This is a genomic window from Sphingopyxis indica (assembly GCF_032879645.1).
GTDB classification, from domain to species: Bacteria; Pseudomonadota; Alphaproteobacteria; order Sphingomonadales; family Sphingomonadaceae; genus Sphingopyxis; species Sphingopyxis indica.
In genome coordinates this window covers 1,896,632-1,911,132 of record NZ_CP076394.1, presented here as the reverse complement: position 1 = coordinate 1,911,132, position 14,501 = coordinate 1,896,632, and the positions used below count along the sequence as shown (strand labels likewise).

The 14,501-nt window shown below is 64.8% G+C and carries 14 protein-coding genes; 4 read left to right on the top strand and 10 right to left on the bottom strand.

The features are described from left to right. Positions 1-4: 4 nt before the first annotated feature. Positions 5-985, top strand: coding sequence for a YncE family protein (locus tag KNJ79_RS09005; protein WP_317153659.1), 981 nt, complete (start codon positions 5-7; stop codon positions 983-985). An 11-nt stretch (positions 986-996) separates the two neighbouring features. Here KNJ79_RS09005 and KNJ79_RS09000 read toward each other — a convergent pair whose 3' ends face one another. From KNJ79_RS09000 to KNJ79_RS08960, 9 genes are all read right to left on the bottom strand, one after another. Next, complete coding sequence (locus KNJ79_RS09000) at positions 997-2,058, bottom strand: DMT family transporter (RefSeq protein WP_317153658.1); 1,062 nt, start codon at positions 2,056-2,058, stop codon at positions 997-999. A 305-nt stretch (positions 2,059-2,363) separates the two neighbouring features. Continuing rightward, positions 2,364-4,949 (bottom strand): cation-translocating P-type ATPase, encoded by a 2,586-nt coding sequence (locus tag KNJ79_RS08995; protein WP_317153657.1) that lies wholly within the window; start codon positions 4,947-4,949, stop codon positions 2,364-2,366. Between the two features lie 137 nt (positions 4,950-5,086). Next, positions 5,087-6,172, bottom strand: a complete 1,086-nt coding sequence (locus KNJ79_RS08990) for a cytochrome-c peroxidase (RefSeq protein WP_317153656.1) — start codon at positions 6,170-6,172, stop codon at positions 5,087-5,089. A gap of 102 nt (positions 6,173-6,274) precedes the next feature. Continuing rightward, positions 6,275-7,321: a zinc-dependent alcohol dehydrogenase family protein gene (locus KNJ79_RS08985; protein ID WP_317153655.1), complete on the bottom strand. Its 1,047-nt coding sequence runs from the start codon at positions 7,319-7,321 to the stop codon at positions 6,275-6,277. A gap of 212 nt (positions 7,322-7,533) precedes the next feature. Then, complete coding sequence (locus KNJ79_RS08980) at positions 7,534-8,151, bottom strand: glutathione S-transferase family protein (protein ID WP_317153654.1); 618 nt, start codon at positions 8,149-8,151, stop codon at positions 7,534-7,536. Between the two features lie 28 nt (positions 8,152-8,179). Next, a complete protein-coding gene (locus KNJ79_RS08975) occupies positions 8,180-8,674 on the bottom strand; it encodes a MarR family winged helix-turn-helix transcriptional regulator (protein ID WP_317153653.1) in 495 nt (164 codons plus the stop codon). Continuing rightward, positions 8,646-9,071: an organic hydroperoxide resistance protein gene (locus tag KNJ79_RS08970; protein WP_317153652.1), complete on the bottom strand. Its 426-nt coding sequence runs from the start codon at positions 9,069-9,071 to the stop codon at positions 8,646-8,648. Before KNJ79_RS08970 ends, KNJ79_RS08975 begins: the two co-directional genes overlap by 29 nt. Before the next feature lie 131 nt (positions 9,072-9,202). Further along, the gene (locus KNJ79_RS08965) at positions 9,203-9,922 is read right to left on the bottom strand and encodes a dienelactone hydrolase family protein (RefSeq protein WP_317153651.1); all 720 of its coding nucleotides are present in this window, start codon (positions 9,920-9,922) and stop codon (positions 9,203-9,205) included. After that, positions 9,919-10,554, bottom strand: a complete 636-nt coding sequence (locus KNJ79_RS08960) for a TetR/AcrR family transcriptional regulator (RefSeq protein WP_317153650.1) — start codon at positions 10,552-10,554, stop codon at positions 9,919-9,921. Before KNJ79_RS08960 ends, KNJ79_RS08965 begins: the two co-directional genes overlap by 4 nt. Before the next feature lie 189 nt (positions 10,555-10,743). Here KNJ79_RS08960 and KNJ79_RS08955 point away from each other — a divergent pair, with 189 nt between their 5' ends. Both KNJ79_RS08955 and KNJ79_RS08950 read left to right on the top strand, forming a co-directional pair. Further along, positions 10,744-11,769 (top strand): LLM class flavin-dependent oxidoreductase, encoded by a 1,026-nt coding sequence (locus KNJ79_RS08955; RefSeq protein ID WP_317153649.1) that lies wholly within the window; start codon positions 10,744-10,746, stop codon positions 11,767-11,769. A 71-nt stretch (positions 11,770-11,840) separates the two neighbouring features. Then, positions 11,841-12,833, top strand: coding sequence for an aldo/keto reductase (locus KNJ79_RS08950; protein ID WP_317153648.1), 993 nt, complete (start codon positions 11,841-11,843; stop codon positions 12,831-12,833). Positions 12,834-12,943: 110 nt separating this feature from the next. On the opposite strand, the gene KNJ79_RS08945 is transcribed toward KNJ79_RS08950, so the two are convergent. Then, positions 12,944-13,672: a hypothetical protein gene (locus KNJ79_RS08945; protein WP_317153647.1), complete on the bottom strand. Its 729-nt coding sequence runs from the start codon at positions 13,670-13,672 to the stop codon at positions 12,944-12,946. 172 nt (positions 13,673-13,844) lie between these two features. Between KNJ79_RS08945 and KNJ79_RS08940 the strand changes: the two genes are divergently transcribed. After that, positions 13,845-14,423 (top strand): TetR/AcrR family transcriptional regulator, encoded by a 579-nt coding sequence (locus KNJ79_RS08940; RefSeq protein WP_317153646.1) that lies wholly within the window; start codon positions 13,845-13,847, stop codon positions 14,421-14,423. The last annotated feature ends 78 nt before the right edge of the window (positions 14,424-14,501 follow it).

The following is a 14,501-nucleotide window of genomic DNA, read 5'->3' as shown; positions in this document are numbered from 1 at the left end:
AACGGTGAAGCCCTGGAGGGGATTTGCGGCGGCACTACTGCTGGCGCTGCCGGCCTGCAGCCAGGCGCAGCCGACCGATCCGCGTTCGCCGCTCGTGCTCGAGCGGACGATCCCGCTTCCCGACACCAGGGGACGCATCGACCATCTCGCGGTCGATCTGGCGGACCATCGGCTGTTCGTCGCCGAAATCGCCAACGGCACGGTCGATGAGGTCGACCTTGATGCCGGCAAGGTGGTCGGCCGCATCACCGGCCTTGCCGAGCCGCAGGGCGTCGCCTGGCTCCCGGCCGAGCGCGAGCTGGTGGTCGCCTGCGGCGACGGCTCGGTGCGTTTCTATGATGCCGATCGCCACGAGCTGGCGTGGATCGACCTGGGCGAGGATGCTGACAATGTGCGGGCCGATCCGCGCAACGGCCATGTCGTCGTCGGCTACGGCAAGGGCGGTCTCGCCACGATCGATCCCGTCCGCCACGCGGTTCTCTCCCGATTGACGCTTCCCGGCCACCCCGAAGGGTTCAGGCTGTTCGGATCGCGCGCCTATATCAACGTGCCCGACGACGGCTCGGTGATCGCGGCCGACCTCGATCAAAGGCGCCAGCTCGCGCGCTGGCCGACCGGGCTGCATCGGCTCAATTTCCCAATGGCGGTCGAGCCCTCGGGCCAGCGGATCACGATCGCCTATCGGCTGCCGGCGGCGCTCGCGACGATCGACACGGCGAGCGGCCGCACGCTGTCGCTTTGGTCAGCCTGCGGCGATGCCGACGACCTGTTCCTGGTGCGCGACCATATCCTGCTGGTCTGCGGCGCCGGCCATGTCGATGTGATCGGGGCCGATGGCGAGAGCGTGCGGGTCGAGACATCCGGCGGCGCGCGCACCGGACTCTATGTGCCCGAGCTGGACCGATTGTTCGTGGCCGTGCCGTCGCGCGGCCGTCCCGCCGCGATCTGGGCACTCAGGCTGAACCTGGCGCAGGGCCAGCCCTGAGACCCAATCCCTCAGTGCGCGTGGCCGTGGCGGTGGTGCAGATCGGGATAGTGCGGATGGCTGTGGACCAGCGGCGCGTGCCGATGGGCATGGGTGTGCGGCTCGCCCGCCGGGTCGTCCGGCCCATGGGCATGCTGGTGATGCGCGTCGTGGACATGCGCATGGGCATGTTCGATCGGCTCATGGTCATGCTCGTGCGCGTGCCGCTCGGCGAGGTGGAGATAAAGGCCGATCGCCATCAGCACCGACGCGGCGATGAGCTGGACCGTGACCGGCTCGCCGAACAGCAGGATCGCCAGCAGCGCGCCGATGAACGGGGCCGACGAGAAATAGGCCCCGGTCCGCGCCGAGCCGAGATGGCGCAGCGCCAGCACGAACAGGACGAGGCTCAGCCCGTAGCCGAAGAAGCCGACCAGACCGGCGCCGGCCACGGCCGGAAGCGCGGGCAGATGCGCACCGCGTCCCAGCGCCAGCGCGAGATTGACGAAGCCCGCGACCAGCCCCTTGATCATCGCGATCTGCACCGGATCGGAACCTGAGAGCTTGCGGGTGAGATTGTTATCGATGCCCCAGGCGAGGCAGGCGCCGACGATTGCCAGCGCGCCGAGGCCGACGCCTTCGGCTCCGCCCTTCCACGACAGGAGGAGCGCGCCCGCGAGGATCGCTGCTGCGCCGAGCAGCAAGCGCTGGTCGACATTCTCGCGGAACACCAGCCAGGCGATGGCCATCGTCGCCAGCCCCTCGACGTTGAGCAGCAGCGCCGCCGACGAGGCCGGCGTAGCGGCGAGCCCGACCATCAGCAGCAGCGGCCCGGCGATACCGCCCGCGAGCACGACCAGCGCGAGCCAGGGCAGGTCGCGCGCAGCCAGCGGCGCTTCGGATTGCGGCTGGCTTCGGCGAGCGAGATGTAGCAGGCCGAGCCCGACGCCCGAGCCGAGATAAAGCAGCCCGGCGAGCAGCCAGGGATCGATGCCTCCGCCGAGCAACAGCTTGGCGAACGGCGTGCTCGCACCGAACAATGCCGCCGAGAGCAGCGCCATTGCGGGGCCGGGATAGGAAACGACACGAACCACGACTCTTCCTTAGCATGTCCGAAATGCGGATCGCTTACCCTTGTGACTTGGCGCGCGCCTATGCCGCCCAGGGGCTGCCCCAAAGGAGGATCGTGCTCGCAGAGGTCGAGAGGGAGCATGTCGCGATCGATCTGGCAAGCCATCGGCTGTTTGTCGCCGAGATCATCAACGGCATGGTCGATCCGGTCGGCCTGCGCGGAAGATCCGCAATCCACGCGCATCAGCCATTCTTGGCGCCGATAACTGACAACAGGCCGTTTCCTGCAGATAGCTCCTCTCGCACCAAACCAGCTGCGGACGGCCTTTTACGCTTCGACATCAAGGGATCGGGCCTCCATCACATCTCTCCTGCGCGCCGTGCCGGCGATGCGCTTCAGTGCCTCGAACACCATCAGCATCACCACCGCAGACGAGGCGAGCGAGACCATCCCCATGCCGGTTGCCTCCCCGAAGCCGAGAAGCATCCTGATGGGCGCCACCAAGAGGATTACGATCGCGGCCGCGGCCACGCCGGCCGCCACGTAGCGAAGCGCCTTGTTCGCCCCGAGCAAGGCATGGACGAATGATGTGTCGAACGAGCGATTGGCGAAGATCAGCGCGAATATGGCGCCGACCAGTGCAAAGAAGGTCGCGGCGCGCACTTCGGGTTCGGACATGCCGGCCAGGCTGCCTCCGACGAAGATCGCGGCGAGCAGCAGAAAGGCGATCCCGCCTTCGATGACGCTCCACGAAATCATTCGCAGCGAGAAAAGACGCGCATCGGGATCGCGGGGCTTACGCCGCATGACGTCGCTCTCCTCGGGCTCGCCCTCGAACACCAGGGCGCAGGCCGGGTCTATGATCATCTCCAGCAGCGCAATATGGATCGGCCCGAACAGGATGGGCAGGCCCGTGAGCAGAGGAAGCAGCGCCAGCCCGGCGATCGGCACGTGCACTGCGAAGATGAACGCCATCGCCTTGCGGATATTGTCGTAGATCCGCCGCCCGAGCCGGATGGCCCTCACGATCGACCCGAAATCGTCGTCGAGCAGGACGATCGCGGACGCCTCGCGGGCGACGTCGGTGCCTCGCTTGCCCATGGCGATCCCGATATGGGCCGCTTTCAGCGACGGCGCATCGTTGACGCCATCCCCCGTCATCGCGACCACCTCGCCGTTGGCCTTGAAGGCCGTGACGATCCTGAGCTTCTGCTCGGGCATGATCCGCGCGAACACGGTCACTGCCCTCAGCCGGTCGGCGAGTGCGGCTTCGTCCAGCCTGTCGAGTTCCTCTCCGGTCAGCACGTCGCCATCCTCGATCCCGGCCTGGGCGGCGATGGAACGCGCCGTTGCGGCATAGTCCCCGGTAATCATCACCACCTTGATGCCCGCGCCGCGACATTCAGCGACGGCCGCCGGCACGGCCGGCCGGATCGGGTCGGAGAGCCCGATCAATCCCGAGAGCGTAAATTCATAGTCCCGCTGCGAGGATGCGATCGATGATCCGTCGCCACGTGCTGTCGCGACGCCGATCACCCGCATGCCCTCCCTCGCCATCGTATCGACGGCCCGCGTCAGCCGCTCCCGTTCGTCCGCCGCAAGACGGCACAGGCCCGCGATCGCCTCCGGCGCGCCCTTGGCGGTGATCATCTGCCGGCCGGGCATGTCCGAATCCTGCCAGACATTGGACATCGCCAGCAGGTCCGGGCGCAAGCCATAGGTGTGAAGCAGCACCCGCCGGTCGTCGGCCTTGATGGCCGCCGCCGAGTGAAAGGCGATCTCCATAGGGTCGACGGGCACCGGCGCGCTCGCCAGCACGCTGTTGGCGAGAAGGTCGCGAAACGGCCCATCGGCGGAAGCGATGGCGTCGAGTTCCGCGCTTTCCCCGGACGGCAGCCAGAGCCGGGTCACGGCCATCCGGTTCTCGGTCAATGTCCCGGTCTTGTCCGTGCACAGCACGGTAGCCGATCCCAGCGTCTCGATGGCGGCCGCCTTGCGGGTAAGGACATTAGCGCGAGCGATCCGCCACGCGCCCATCGCCAGGAAGATGGTGAGCACCACCGGGAATTCTTCCGGCAGCATGGACATGCCGATCGCGATTCCCGCGAGCAACGCCTCGATCCATCCACCCCGCAACAAGCCGAAAAGCAGGACGACGAGGCAGGCGACCGCACCGCCGCCGACCGCGCAAAGACGCACCACGCGTGCGGTTTCCCGCTGCAGCCGGGGCGGCTCGGCGTCGAGCGTGGCGAGCGCCAGTCCGATCCGGCCCATCTCGCTCCGCTCGCCCGTCGCGACGACGCGGGCGATCGCCGCGCCGCGGGTCACCAGCGAGCCGGAATAGACGAAGGGCTGGCCCTCCCCTCCCGGCCGGCCGGCCGCCTCCCCGTCCGCAGCCGTCGCGACGCGCTTGCCGACCGGCAGGGCTTCTCCCGTCAGCAGCGACTCGTCCAACTGAAGGTCGTCGACCTTGAGCAAAAGGCCATCCGCCGCCACGCGATCGCCTTGCTCCAGCACGAGAAGATCGCTGCGCACGACTTCGCGGCCCGCGATCCGTTGGCGCGTGCCATCCCGGATGACGAGCGCGCGAGGCGATGAAAGGTCGCGCAACGCCTCGAGCACATGTTCCGTGCGCGACTCCTGAACCACCGTGACCAGGATGGAGAAGGTCGCAAAAGCGAGAAGGATCAAGGCTTCGGCCGGGTCGCCAAGGAGGAAATAGGTCAATCCGCCCGCGAGTAGAAGCGCAAGCATGGGCTCGCGCACGACTTCCACGACGATCCGGAATGGCGACCGGCGGCCAGCGCGTGGCAGCTCGTTCGGCCCTTCGCTCGCCAGCAGCGCCGCGGCCTCGGCCGAGGAAAGACCGCCGTCAGATGATCTGGAACACTCCTGCCCGGCGAAACCTGTCACTGCCCTTCCTTCGCATGCGGCCGATCATTCCGGGCATCTTCATCCAGCGCACTATCTGGAACGGCTGATGACAGACTTCCGGCCGGCTCTCTGTGTCAGGCTATACCAATGTCGCCGGATGCCCACCTCCGGAGGCATCAATTTTCCGGGCGCGGGGTCGTTCCGACACTCGGCGGAAGCGCCGGCAGGACGATTTTCGGCTGATCGCCGGTCAAGCTTTGCAGGAACGCCTCGATTTTCGTGACCTCGTCCTGCGACAAGGTCGTGCCCAGTTGGGATCTCGCCATCACGGCGATCGCTTCCCTGAGATCCCAGACCTTGCCCGTATGGAAATAGGGCGCCGTTAGCGCGATGTTGCGCAGGGTCGGCACCTTGAAGGCATATCTGTCCGACTCCTGCTTCGTGATCGTAAAGCGGCCAAGGTCGCCCCGCGGCAGCAGATCGGGCCCGGGTGCCTGGGCCACGCCGAACTTCGCATACATGTTACCGCCGATATTCATGCCGTTGTGACAAGTGGTGCAGCCCTTGTCCATGAAGAGCTTGAGACCTGCCTTTTGCGTGACGCTGAGCGCTGCGGCATCGCCCCGGAGATATCGGTCGAAGGGCGCGTTGGGCGTGACCAGCGTCAGTTCGAATGCCGCAATCGCCGCCTGCGCATGAGGAAGGCTGATCGGATCAACGTCGCCGGGGAAAGCGCTGCCGAAGGCGTCACGATAACCAGGAATCCCCTTAAGCTGCTCGATGACATGGGGCGCCGCGGAAGCCATCTCGACGGGATTGACCATCGGACCGCCGGCCTGATCGGTGAGGTCGCGGGCACGGCCGTCCCAGAACTGAGCCATATTGAACGCCGCATTGAAGACCGTGGGCGCATTGCGGCCGCCGTGCTGCCAATGATGGCCGATCGACGTCGGTTGCGCATCTGCGCCGCCCAGCCCCATGCTGTGGCAGGACGCACAGCTGATCGCATGGCTGGCGGACAGCCGCGGATCGAAATAGAGCATCGCGCCAAGCGCGATCTTTTCGGGGGTCGCCACATCGCCTTGAGGCAGGCTTTGATTGGATGGAAGCGGCTTGAAGACCTGCCGGGCGCTGCCCATCAGTTCCTCGCTCGCCGGCACCATGGCAGCTTCGGTGCCGCTGGCGTCGTTTTTTGGGGTCTCACCGCTGCAAGCGGCAAGAACCAGGGCACCGCTCGCTGCGAATAGTGACAGGAGACGCATCTCGACACCCTTTGGGCGGTTGAGCACTGCATTGGACCTAGCTACTCAACCTGACCAAAGCCTGACGGGAGGCTATTCAGCAAAACGAAAGCACGTTGGCCACTAAGCGACTGCTGCTTGCAATATCACTTTCATCGCCTTTTCTCGGGCCGCGTTACCGAAGACATCATAAGCCTTGACGATGTCGTTCAGAGGGAAGCGGTGGGTCACCAGTCTGGCGGGGTTCACCTTGCCCGATTGCAGCGTATTGAGCAGCATGGGCGTGCTGCTGGTGCAGACCAGGCCCATGGCGATATTGATATTCTTGATCCACAGTTCTTCGATGTGGAGCTGCACCGGCTTTCCATGGACGCCCACATTGGCGATATTGCCGCCGGCCGCCACGATCTTCTGGCAGATGTCGAAAGTCGCGGGCACGCCAACGGCCTCGATGGCGACATCCACGCCCAGACCGCCGGTCAGTTCCAGAACGCGGGCGATCGCATCTTCCGCACCGACCTCGATCGTATCGGTCGCGCCGAACTGGCGCGCAAGCTCGAGCCGCGCCGGGTCCATGTCGATCATGACGATCCGCCCGGGCGAATAGAATTGCGATGTCAGCAGCACCGACATTCCGACCGGGCCGGCGCCGACGATCGCGATTGTGTCACCTGGTTTGACCCTTCCCGCCTGCACCCCGATTTCAAGGCCGGTGGGCATGATATCCGACAGCATGACCAGCGCTTCCTCGTCGGCACCGGCGGGGATGGGATAGAGCGAATTGTCGCCGTGCGGAATGCGGACATATTCCGCCTGCGTGCCGTCGATCCTGTGGCCGAGGATCCAGCCGCCGTCGGAGCAATGGGCATAGAGCTGGCGCTTGCAGTTCGGGCAGGCGCCGCATGATGTGACGCAGGAGATGAGCACCGCGTCGCCGGGCTTGAAGTTGCGAACCGCGCCGCCAACCTCTTCGACGATGCCCACGCCCTCGTGGCCCAACGTGCGCCCTTCGGTGACGGCAGGCACGTCGCCCTTCAGAATATGCAGGTCGGTGCCGCAGATCGTGGTCCTGGTAATGCGCACGATGACGTCGGTCGGCTTGTCGATGCCGGGCTTCGCCTTCTCGACCCAGTCCTTCTTCCCGGGTCCCTGATAAACGAGAGCTTTCATTCAATGTTCTCCGGCTTTTTGCGAATATCTTGCGAATGATCGATGCCGTCGCTCCCTGAACAGGGAGAAAGACATCGAATTCTTCCCATCCGACGTTTCTGTCCGGGTTGCTGCGGTCCGGCATCCAGCAAACCGCTTGCGCCTGTTGCCTCGCGCAATTTGCTGGACAGGCACGCGGCGTCAGAATCTTGAGCCTGGCTATCCCAGCCCGTTCACAAATCCAGAACGAGCCCCGGGTCGGCCTTGGCCATGGCGCGCTGGAAGGCGGGCCTGGCGGTGAGGCGCTGGAGGTAGTTTCGGATGTTCGCATAGGGCGCGAAATCGACCGGAACGAACATGCGCATGGTGGTGAGCGGGAAGGCGATCATGATGTCGGCGACGGTGAAAGCGTCCCCGGCCAGCCAGACATGGCCCTGGGCGAAATGGTTGTCGAGGGCCCCGAGCCCACGCTCGGCGCGCACGCGCATCGTTTCCGCCGCGGCGCCCTCGGCCATCAGCATCATCATGCTGGGCATCAGCGAGCCGTTGGCGAAATGATACCAGTAGAGATAGCGGGCGAAGGCAGGGTCTGCGGCCTTGACCGTGAGACGACCGTCGCCATGGCGCGCCACAATGTAGTCGATGATGGCGCCGGACTCGGCGAGCACGAGATCACCGTCGGTAATGACCGGGGCGGTGCCGGCGGGATGCAGGGCCTTGTATTCCGCCGGTGCCAGCCGCGTTTCCGCGTCGCGCTCGTAGCGCACCAGATCGTAGGGGAGTTCGAGTTCCTCGCAAAGCCAGACGATACGGTCCGACTGCGAAATTCCCAGATGATGAACTGTAAGCATCCTGTGTCTCCTTCGTTTTGAGTGACGGCTATCCAGGTGTCTCGACCCCGCGCAGCGCGCCGACCAACGCCTGGACGCGGCTGCGTAGCTCGACGACATCTTCCGGCTCCATCTCGAGGCCGGCGGCGAGCGTCGCAGGAACCTTGCTGGCTGCCGCGCGCAGATTCCGTCCCTTGGGTGTCAGGTCGATGAGGACGCGCCGCTCGTCCCCGACGTCACGGGTTCGGGTGATGAGGCCGGCCAGCTCCATCCGCTTGAGCAGCGGCGTCAGCGTGCCGCTGTCGAGATAGAGGCGGTCGCCCAGCGATCCGACGGTCTGGGGCGTCTCCTTCCAGAGCACCAGCATCACCAGATACTGCGGATAGGTGAGGCCGATCTCCGCCAGCACCGGACGGTAGAGACGGGTCAGCAGGTTGGAGGCGGCATAGAGCGGAAAGCAGACCTGCCGATCGAGATCGAGCAGGTCCTCTTCCTGAGCCGGCCAACCCGGCCCCTCAGTTGACGCTGACGGAGATGGCGACATCGACATTGCCACGGACGGCGTTGGAATAGGGGCAGACTTGATGCGCCGCTTCGACCACCTCCTCGGCCGCCGCCTGATCGAGGCCGGTGATCGTAACGTCGAGCCCAACCGTCAGCGCGAAGCCGCCGCTGCCATTAGGCTCCATCCCGACGGTGCCGATCACGACAATATCGTCGTCCTTGACCTTCGCGTCCTTGTTGCGGGTCACATGGATCACCGCATTCTCGAAGCAGGCGGCATATCCGGCGGCGAACAGCTGTTCGGGATTGGTGGCCCCTCCCTTGCCGCCGAGTTCCTTGGGCAGCGCCAGCGGGAGATCGAGGAGGCCGTCATCGCTGGTGATGGTGCCGCTGCGGCCGCCGATGGCGGTGACACGGGTTGAATAGAGAGCGCTCATGGTTCGATCCTTTCAGATTAGCGAGTCGTCAATCTGATAGCGATCAATTATATTGTGTGCAATCTATTTTGCCTTCACGAGATCCTGCCCGAGGCATCACCCTCGTCAGGATGCGAGAGAGACGGATCGCATCACCTGAAAGCCTCGTCGAAAAGTAATGTCATCGCGTTCCACGAGCGCGCGTCGGCATCGGCGTCATAGCGAAAGGCCTCGATGTTTCCCCGGCTATCCGCTTCGGGATCCGTGAAGCTGTGCACGACGTCGCCGTAGAGGTGCATCTGCCAATCGACCTTGCCCTGCCGCATCTCGTCCTCGAAAGCCGCGCGCTGCTCGGCAGGTATCGCCGGATCGTCGGCTCCGATGCAGACCAGCACCTTGCCGGTGATGTTGATTGCGTCCTGCGGCGAGGCGGTTGAAAGACCGCTGTGAAAACCCACCGCCGCACGGATGCCCGAGCCGGCGCGCGCCAGTTCCAGCGCCATCGTGCCGCCGAGACAAAAGCCGATCGCGGCGATCCTGTCCCCGTCGACGCCATCCTGCGCGGTCAGCGTGGCCAGCGCCGCGCTCGCGCGGGCCCTTATGCGCTCGGGCGCGGCCAGGAGCGGCCCGAGCAGGCCCATGACTTCCCCGATGTCCGAATAGCGGCGCTGCTGCCCGTGCAGATCGCAGGCAAGCGCCGCATAGCCCATTTCGGCCAGCCGCTTCGCACGCGAGATGGCGTGATCGCCGAGCCCGAACGCTTCGGGAAAAACGAGAACACCGGGCACCGGGCCTGCCTGGCCGTCTGCCGCGAAGAACTCCCCCCTCATGGCCAGGCCATCGGCTTCATAAGCCAAGGATTTTGCGATCATGTCATCCTCCTCGTCTGCTTCATTTCGAATGACGGAGTCTCTCGGGTTTCGGTTTCCGAACCGGCGCCTTCAAGATAGCCATGCGCGAAAATCTCGTTCACCACATGAGGGGTCGTGCCGCAGGCTTCGGCGCGGTCGAGAACCCAGGCGATGCCGATCACGCTCAGGAACAGGTCGTTGGCCATCACCGATCGGCGCGCGCTGCCGTGCTCCTGCGCCCGCGTAAGGAATTCGCCCGTGATGGTGGCAAGTTGTTCGCAGGATAGCGCGAGCGGAGAGGCCCGTTCCTTGACCGCCTCGAGTACGGGTGCGGGCAAGCCGTTGAAGCTGCGCAGATAGTCCTGCAACGCCGCGATCCACACGGCCAGCGCGGCATCGGGGTTCTCGATCTGCCGAGCCTCTTCCGATTGGGACAGCAGTTCGGCTTGCCGCTTGCGCAAGGCGGCCGCGAGCAGGGCCTCGCGCGAGGGGAAATGGCGGTAAAGCGTGCCGGCGCCGACGCCGGCTTCCCGTGCGATGTCCTCCAGCGAAGCGCCGATGCCGTGCAACGCAAAGTGCCGCATTGCCGTGCTGAGGACGCGGTGGCGGTTGCGCCGCGCATCGGCCCGCAGACCGGCGCCCTCCCCGTTCAATTCATCCGTCGCCAGAGTCGCCGCTCCCAGCTGTTGTCGATGTCCGTGAGCCCAAACCTCGCTTGACGCTATATGGAGGCAGCCTCCATATAGCGTCAAGCGAAATGGAGGTTGTCTCCGCTTTCTGTCGGGCAGAACGCTATTGCGCCGGTGGAACGCCTGCCCCTTTGCCCATTCCGGGAGCGAGACATGACAGCATTATCTATCCTGGAGCTCGTCCGGGTCACCGAAGAAACAGACGCGCGCGGCGCGCTCGACAATGCGCGTGATCTTGCCGCAGATGCCGAGCAATGGGGCTATCGTCGCATCTGGGTGGCCGAGCACCACAACATGCCCGGCATCGCCAGCGCTGCGACCGCGATCGTCCTGGCCCATATCGCCGCAGGTACTCGCAGAATCCGGGTCGGCGCGGGCGGCATCATGCTGCCCAACCACGCGCCCTATGTGATCGCCGAGCAGTTCGGCACCCTCGCGCGGCTGTTCCCTGACCGCATCGACCTCGGCCTCGGGCGTGCGCCCGGCACTGATCAGCTGACCTTGCGGGCCCTGCGCCGCACGCCCGAGTCGGCGGAGCATTTCCCGCAGGACGTGCTTGAGTTGCAGGCGTTCCTCGCACCCGCCGGCCCCGACCAGCGCATCCAGGCGGTGCCGGCGGCGGGGACTAACGTGCCGCTGTGGATCCTGGGGTCGAGCCATTTCGGCGCGATGCTCGCCGCCGAGCTCGGCCTGCCCTATGCTTTCGCGTCCCATTTCGCGCCGGACCTGCTGATGCCGGCGCTCGAAATCTATCGCAGCCGCTTCAAGCCGTCCGCGCAGCTCGACCGGCCCTATGCCATGGTCGGAGTCAATATTATCGCCGCCGACACCGACGTGCTGGCCTGCCGCCTCGCCACCACGCAGCAAATGTCCTTCGCCGACATCTTCCGCGGCGCCAGGGGCCTGAGCCGGCCTCCGATCGACGACATCGAGACTTACTGGTCGCCGGTCGAGAAGGCGCAGGCCGCGCGCATGCTTGCTCGCTCCATTGTCGGCTCGCCCGAGACGGTCCGGGCGGGCATCGCGGCGCTGGCGGAGGAAACCGGTGCCGACGAGCTCATCGTCGTGTCCGATGTCTACGACCACGGCGCGCGGCTGCGCTCCTTCGAACTGATCGCACGAGCCGCCGGCATCCGGGCTGCGGCAGAGGTCGAGTCCGAGGCCGCTATGGGCTCCTGACGATATGTGCCGGCATTCCGGCAACGGCTGAGGACAGCCGCAATCTTCACATTCCTGGAAAGGAGAATGAGATGAAAAGACGTATTCTTGGGAAATCCGGTCTCGAAGTTTCCGCGATCGGTCTCGGCTGCATGGGCATGACCTGGGCCTACGGCGCGCCGGGCGAGCGCGGCGACATGATCGCGCTCCTGCGCGACGCCGTCGAGCTTGGCGTCACCTTCTTCGACACCGCCGAGGTCTATGGGCCGTTCGCGAACGAGGATTTGGTCGGCGAGGCGCTTGCGCCCGTGCGCGACAAGGTCGTCATCGCCACCAAGTTCGGGTTCAGGATCAATCCGACCAGTCCGTGGCCGCAGGGAACCGACAGCCGCCCCGAACATATCAAGGAGGTGGCCGACGCGGCGCTGAAGCGGCTGCGGACCGACCATATCGACCTGTTCTACCAGCACCGGGTCGATCCCACCGTGCCGATCGAGGACGTCGCCGGCGCCGTCGCCGAACTGGTCAAGGTTGGCAAGGTCAAGCATTTTGGCCTTTCCGAAGCGGGCGCCGGGACGATCCGGAAAGCGCATGCGGTCCACCCCGTGGCCGCGCTGCAAAGCGAATATTCGCTCTGGTCGCGCGAACCGGAGACGGAAATCCTGGCGCTCGTCGAAGAGCTCGGGATCGGTTTCGTCGCCTACAGCCCGCTGGGACGCGGCTTTCTAACCGGCGCGTTCGGGGCCGACACCAAATTCGCCGACGACGATTTCCGGGGGACCAACCCGCGTTTCCGCGCCGAGGCCCTGCAGAAGAATGTCGCGCTCGTCGAAGCCCTCAAGGATATCGCGCAGGCAAGGAACGTAACGTCCGGCCAGCTCGCCCTCGCCTGGCTGCTGGCGAAGAAACCATGGATCGTGCCGATCCCGGGCACACGCAAGCGCGCGCGGCTCGAGGAGAATATCGCGGCCGCCGATGTGTCGCTTGGCGCAGCCGACATTCAGGCGATAGAGAATGCGGTTGCCGCCCATCCGATCGAGGGCGGGCGCTATGACGAGCAAGGTCTCTCCGCCGTCAATCTTTGAGAGCGCGTCGTCCGTCCAGGGGCGCGCCCTCCCGGGAAAGCTGAGCAAGCTGTGCAGCCCTTGCGATTGCGACCATCTACCGCAAGGGCAGCGATACTGCCGCTAACCTCCTATGCTTGCGTCAGCTTCGCGCTGCCGGCTTCCTCGAGTTCCTGGCGCCGGATCGCCTTGAGGAGCATGGCCGTCGTGACGGACATCCACAGCACATAGGCAGGGAACGGGATCCAGAACGAAAGCAGGCCGTCCCATGCAATCGGCCCGCTTTCGAACAAGGGGCTGAACGATCCCGGAAGGAACAGGATGACGGACACCAGCGTGAACCATCCGAACCAGCGGGGAAAGATGGGTTCCTGCCGCTTATCGAGGAGTACCGCGAGCGTGATGGCGATCCCCTGGATGAAGACGACGTTGACCGGGCTCAGATTGGTGATCCAGGCGAGGTCATCCAGTATCCACAAGATCTCCGGAGAAGCCGTCGACGCGCGAAACGCAATCGTCTGCCATAGCACCCAGGGGATCAGGAACACCCAGACGAACACCGCTCCAAGCCCGAGGTTGATGTAGGTGAGCGGGCTGTTCGGGCCTTCGATCCGCTTCAACTGCACCGATATCACCGCGGTCCATGGAAGGTAGAGCGCTCCGCCGAAACCGAACAGGATCAGCCCGATCTTGATCGCCGTCGTATTGGTCTGGAAGAGCTGGACGACCTCGGCAGGTCCCCATGCGGGCGAATGCGGCGCCCACCAGTGCGTGAACGGGATCTCTCCGGCTATCCAGAGTATGTTGGCCAGAACGCCAGCCCAGGCGCACAGGCGTTGAACTGTGGCATTGGTTCCCATGGCCTACCTTCTGCCTTTCTCTGATGTTCTCCGAGACGGCTGATCGCTCGCAAGCGGCCGGTCACGGCGATGAGGCGGCCGCACATGCGACAGATTGCCGAGCTCCAATCAAACTTGACGGTCGGTAAGTTATCCGCGAACTTACCGACCGTCAAGTTTTTGGTAGAGTGCAATGATGGCCCAAACCGATCCCGACCTTGAGGCGAAAAAGCGGACGCGCGGCGGGCGCGAGCGCCTGCTGCAGGCCGCGGCCGATCTGTTCAGGGTGAACCGGTTCGCCGGGACCTCATTGCAGATGATCGCCGACCGCCTGGGCGTGTCGAAGGCGGCCATCTACCACCATTTCAAGTCCCGCGACGATATCATCGAAGCTTTGATGGAGCCTGTTTTCACAGACGCAGAAGATGCCGCGGTCCGGCTCATGGCCTTGCCGCGCAAGGAACGTGCCGAGGCGGGCCGTGTCTTCTATGCCGACTTTGCGGTCAAACATCGGGACGTCATAAGCTCCGTATTTTTCGACCGGCTTGCTCTGCGAGCTGAACTGTCCGAAAAGGTGGATCGCCTCGTCGATCGGTTGGCCGCGGTTCTCGCTCGCGACTCTACGTGTGTCGAGGATGCGCGAGCCCGCCTGCTGATCTATGGGATTGGCGGCATTGTCGCTGAACCCCAACAGCAATCGCTTAAGGACGACGATCTGAGCGATCTGATCGCCAACCTTGTCCTCGGGGCCGAGCCAGCGGAGAAGCCGTAGTGAAGAATCGCCAAGAGTCGCTGTTATTCCAATCGACTAGAGCCGTTTTCTTAATCTTATTCTAGAGGGATATAGCGT

Bases quoted from the DNA above. Each gene is read 5' to 3' on its own strand.
- KNJ79_RS08940 (WP_317153646.1), top strand. From the start codon at position 13,845: ATGATGGCCCAAACCGATCCCGACCTTGAGGCGAAAAAGCGGACGCGC.
- KNJ79_RS08950 (WP_317153648.1), top strand. From the start codon at position 11,841: ATGAAAAGACGTATTCTTGGGAAATCCGGTCTCGAAGTTTCCGCGATC.
- KNJ79_RS08985 (WP_317153655.1), bottom strand. From the start codon at position 7,321: ATGAAAGCTCTCGTTTATCAGGGACCCGGGAAGAAGGACTGGGTCGAG.
- KNJ79_RS08945 (WP_317153647.1), bottom strand. From the start codon at position 13,672: ATGGGAACCAATGCCACAGTTCAACGCCTGTGCGCCTGGGCTGGCGTT.
- KNJ79_RS08975 (WP_317153653.1), bottom strand. From the start codon at position 8,674: ATGTCGCCATCTCCGTCAGCGTCAACTGAGGGGCCGGGTTGGCCGGCT.
- KNJ79_RS08980 (WP_317153654.1), bottom strand. From the start codon at position 8,151: ATGCTTACAGTTCATCATCTGGGAATTTCGCAGTCGGACCGTATCGTC.
- KNJ79_RS08990 (WP_317153656.1), bottom strand. From the start codon at position 6,172: ATGCGTCTCCTGTCACTATTCGCAGCGAGCGGTGCCCTGGTTCTTGCC.
- KNJ79_RS08965 (WP_317153651.1), bottom strand. From the start codon at position 9,922: ATGATCGCAAAATCCTTGGCTTATGAAGCCGATGGCCTGGCCATGAGG.
- KNJ79_RS08955 (WP_317153649.1), top strand. From the start codon at position 10,744: ATGACAGCATTATCTATCCTGGAGCTCGTCCGGGTCACCGAAGAAACA.
- KNJ79_RS08970 (WP_317153652.1), bottom strand. From the start codon at position 9,071: ATGAGCGCTCTCTATTCAACCCGTGTCACCGCCATCGGCGGCCGCAGC.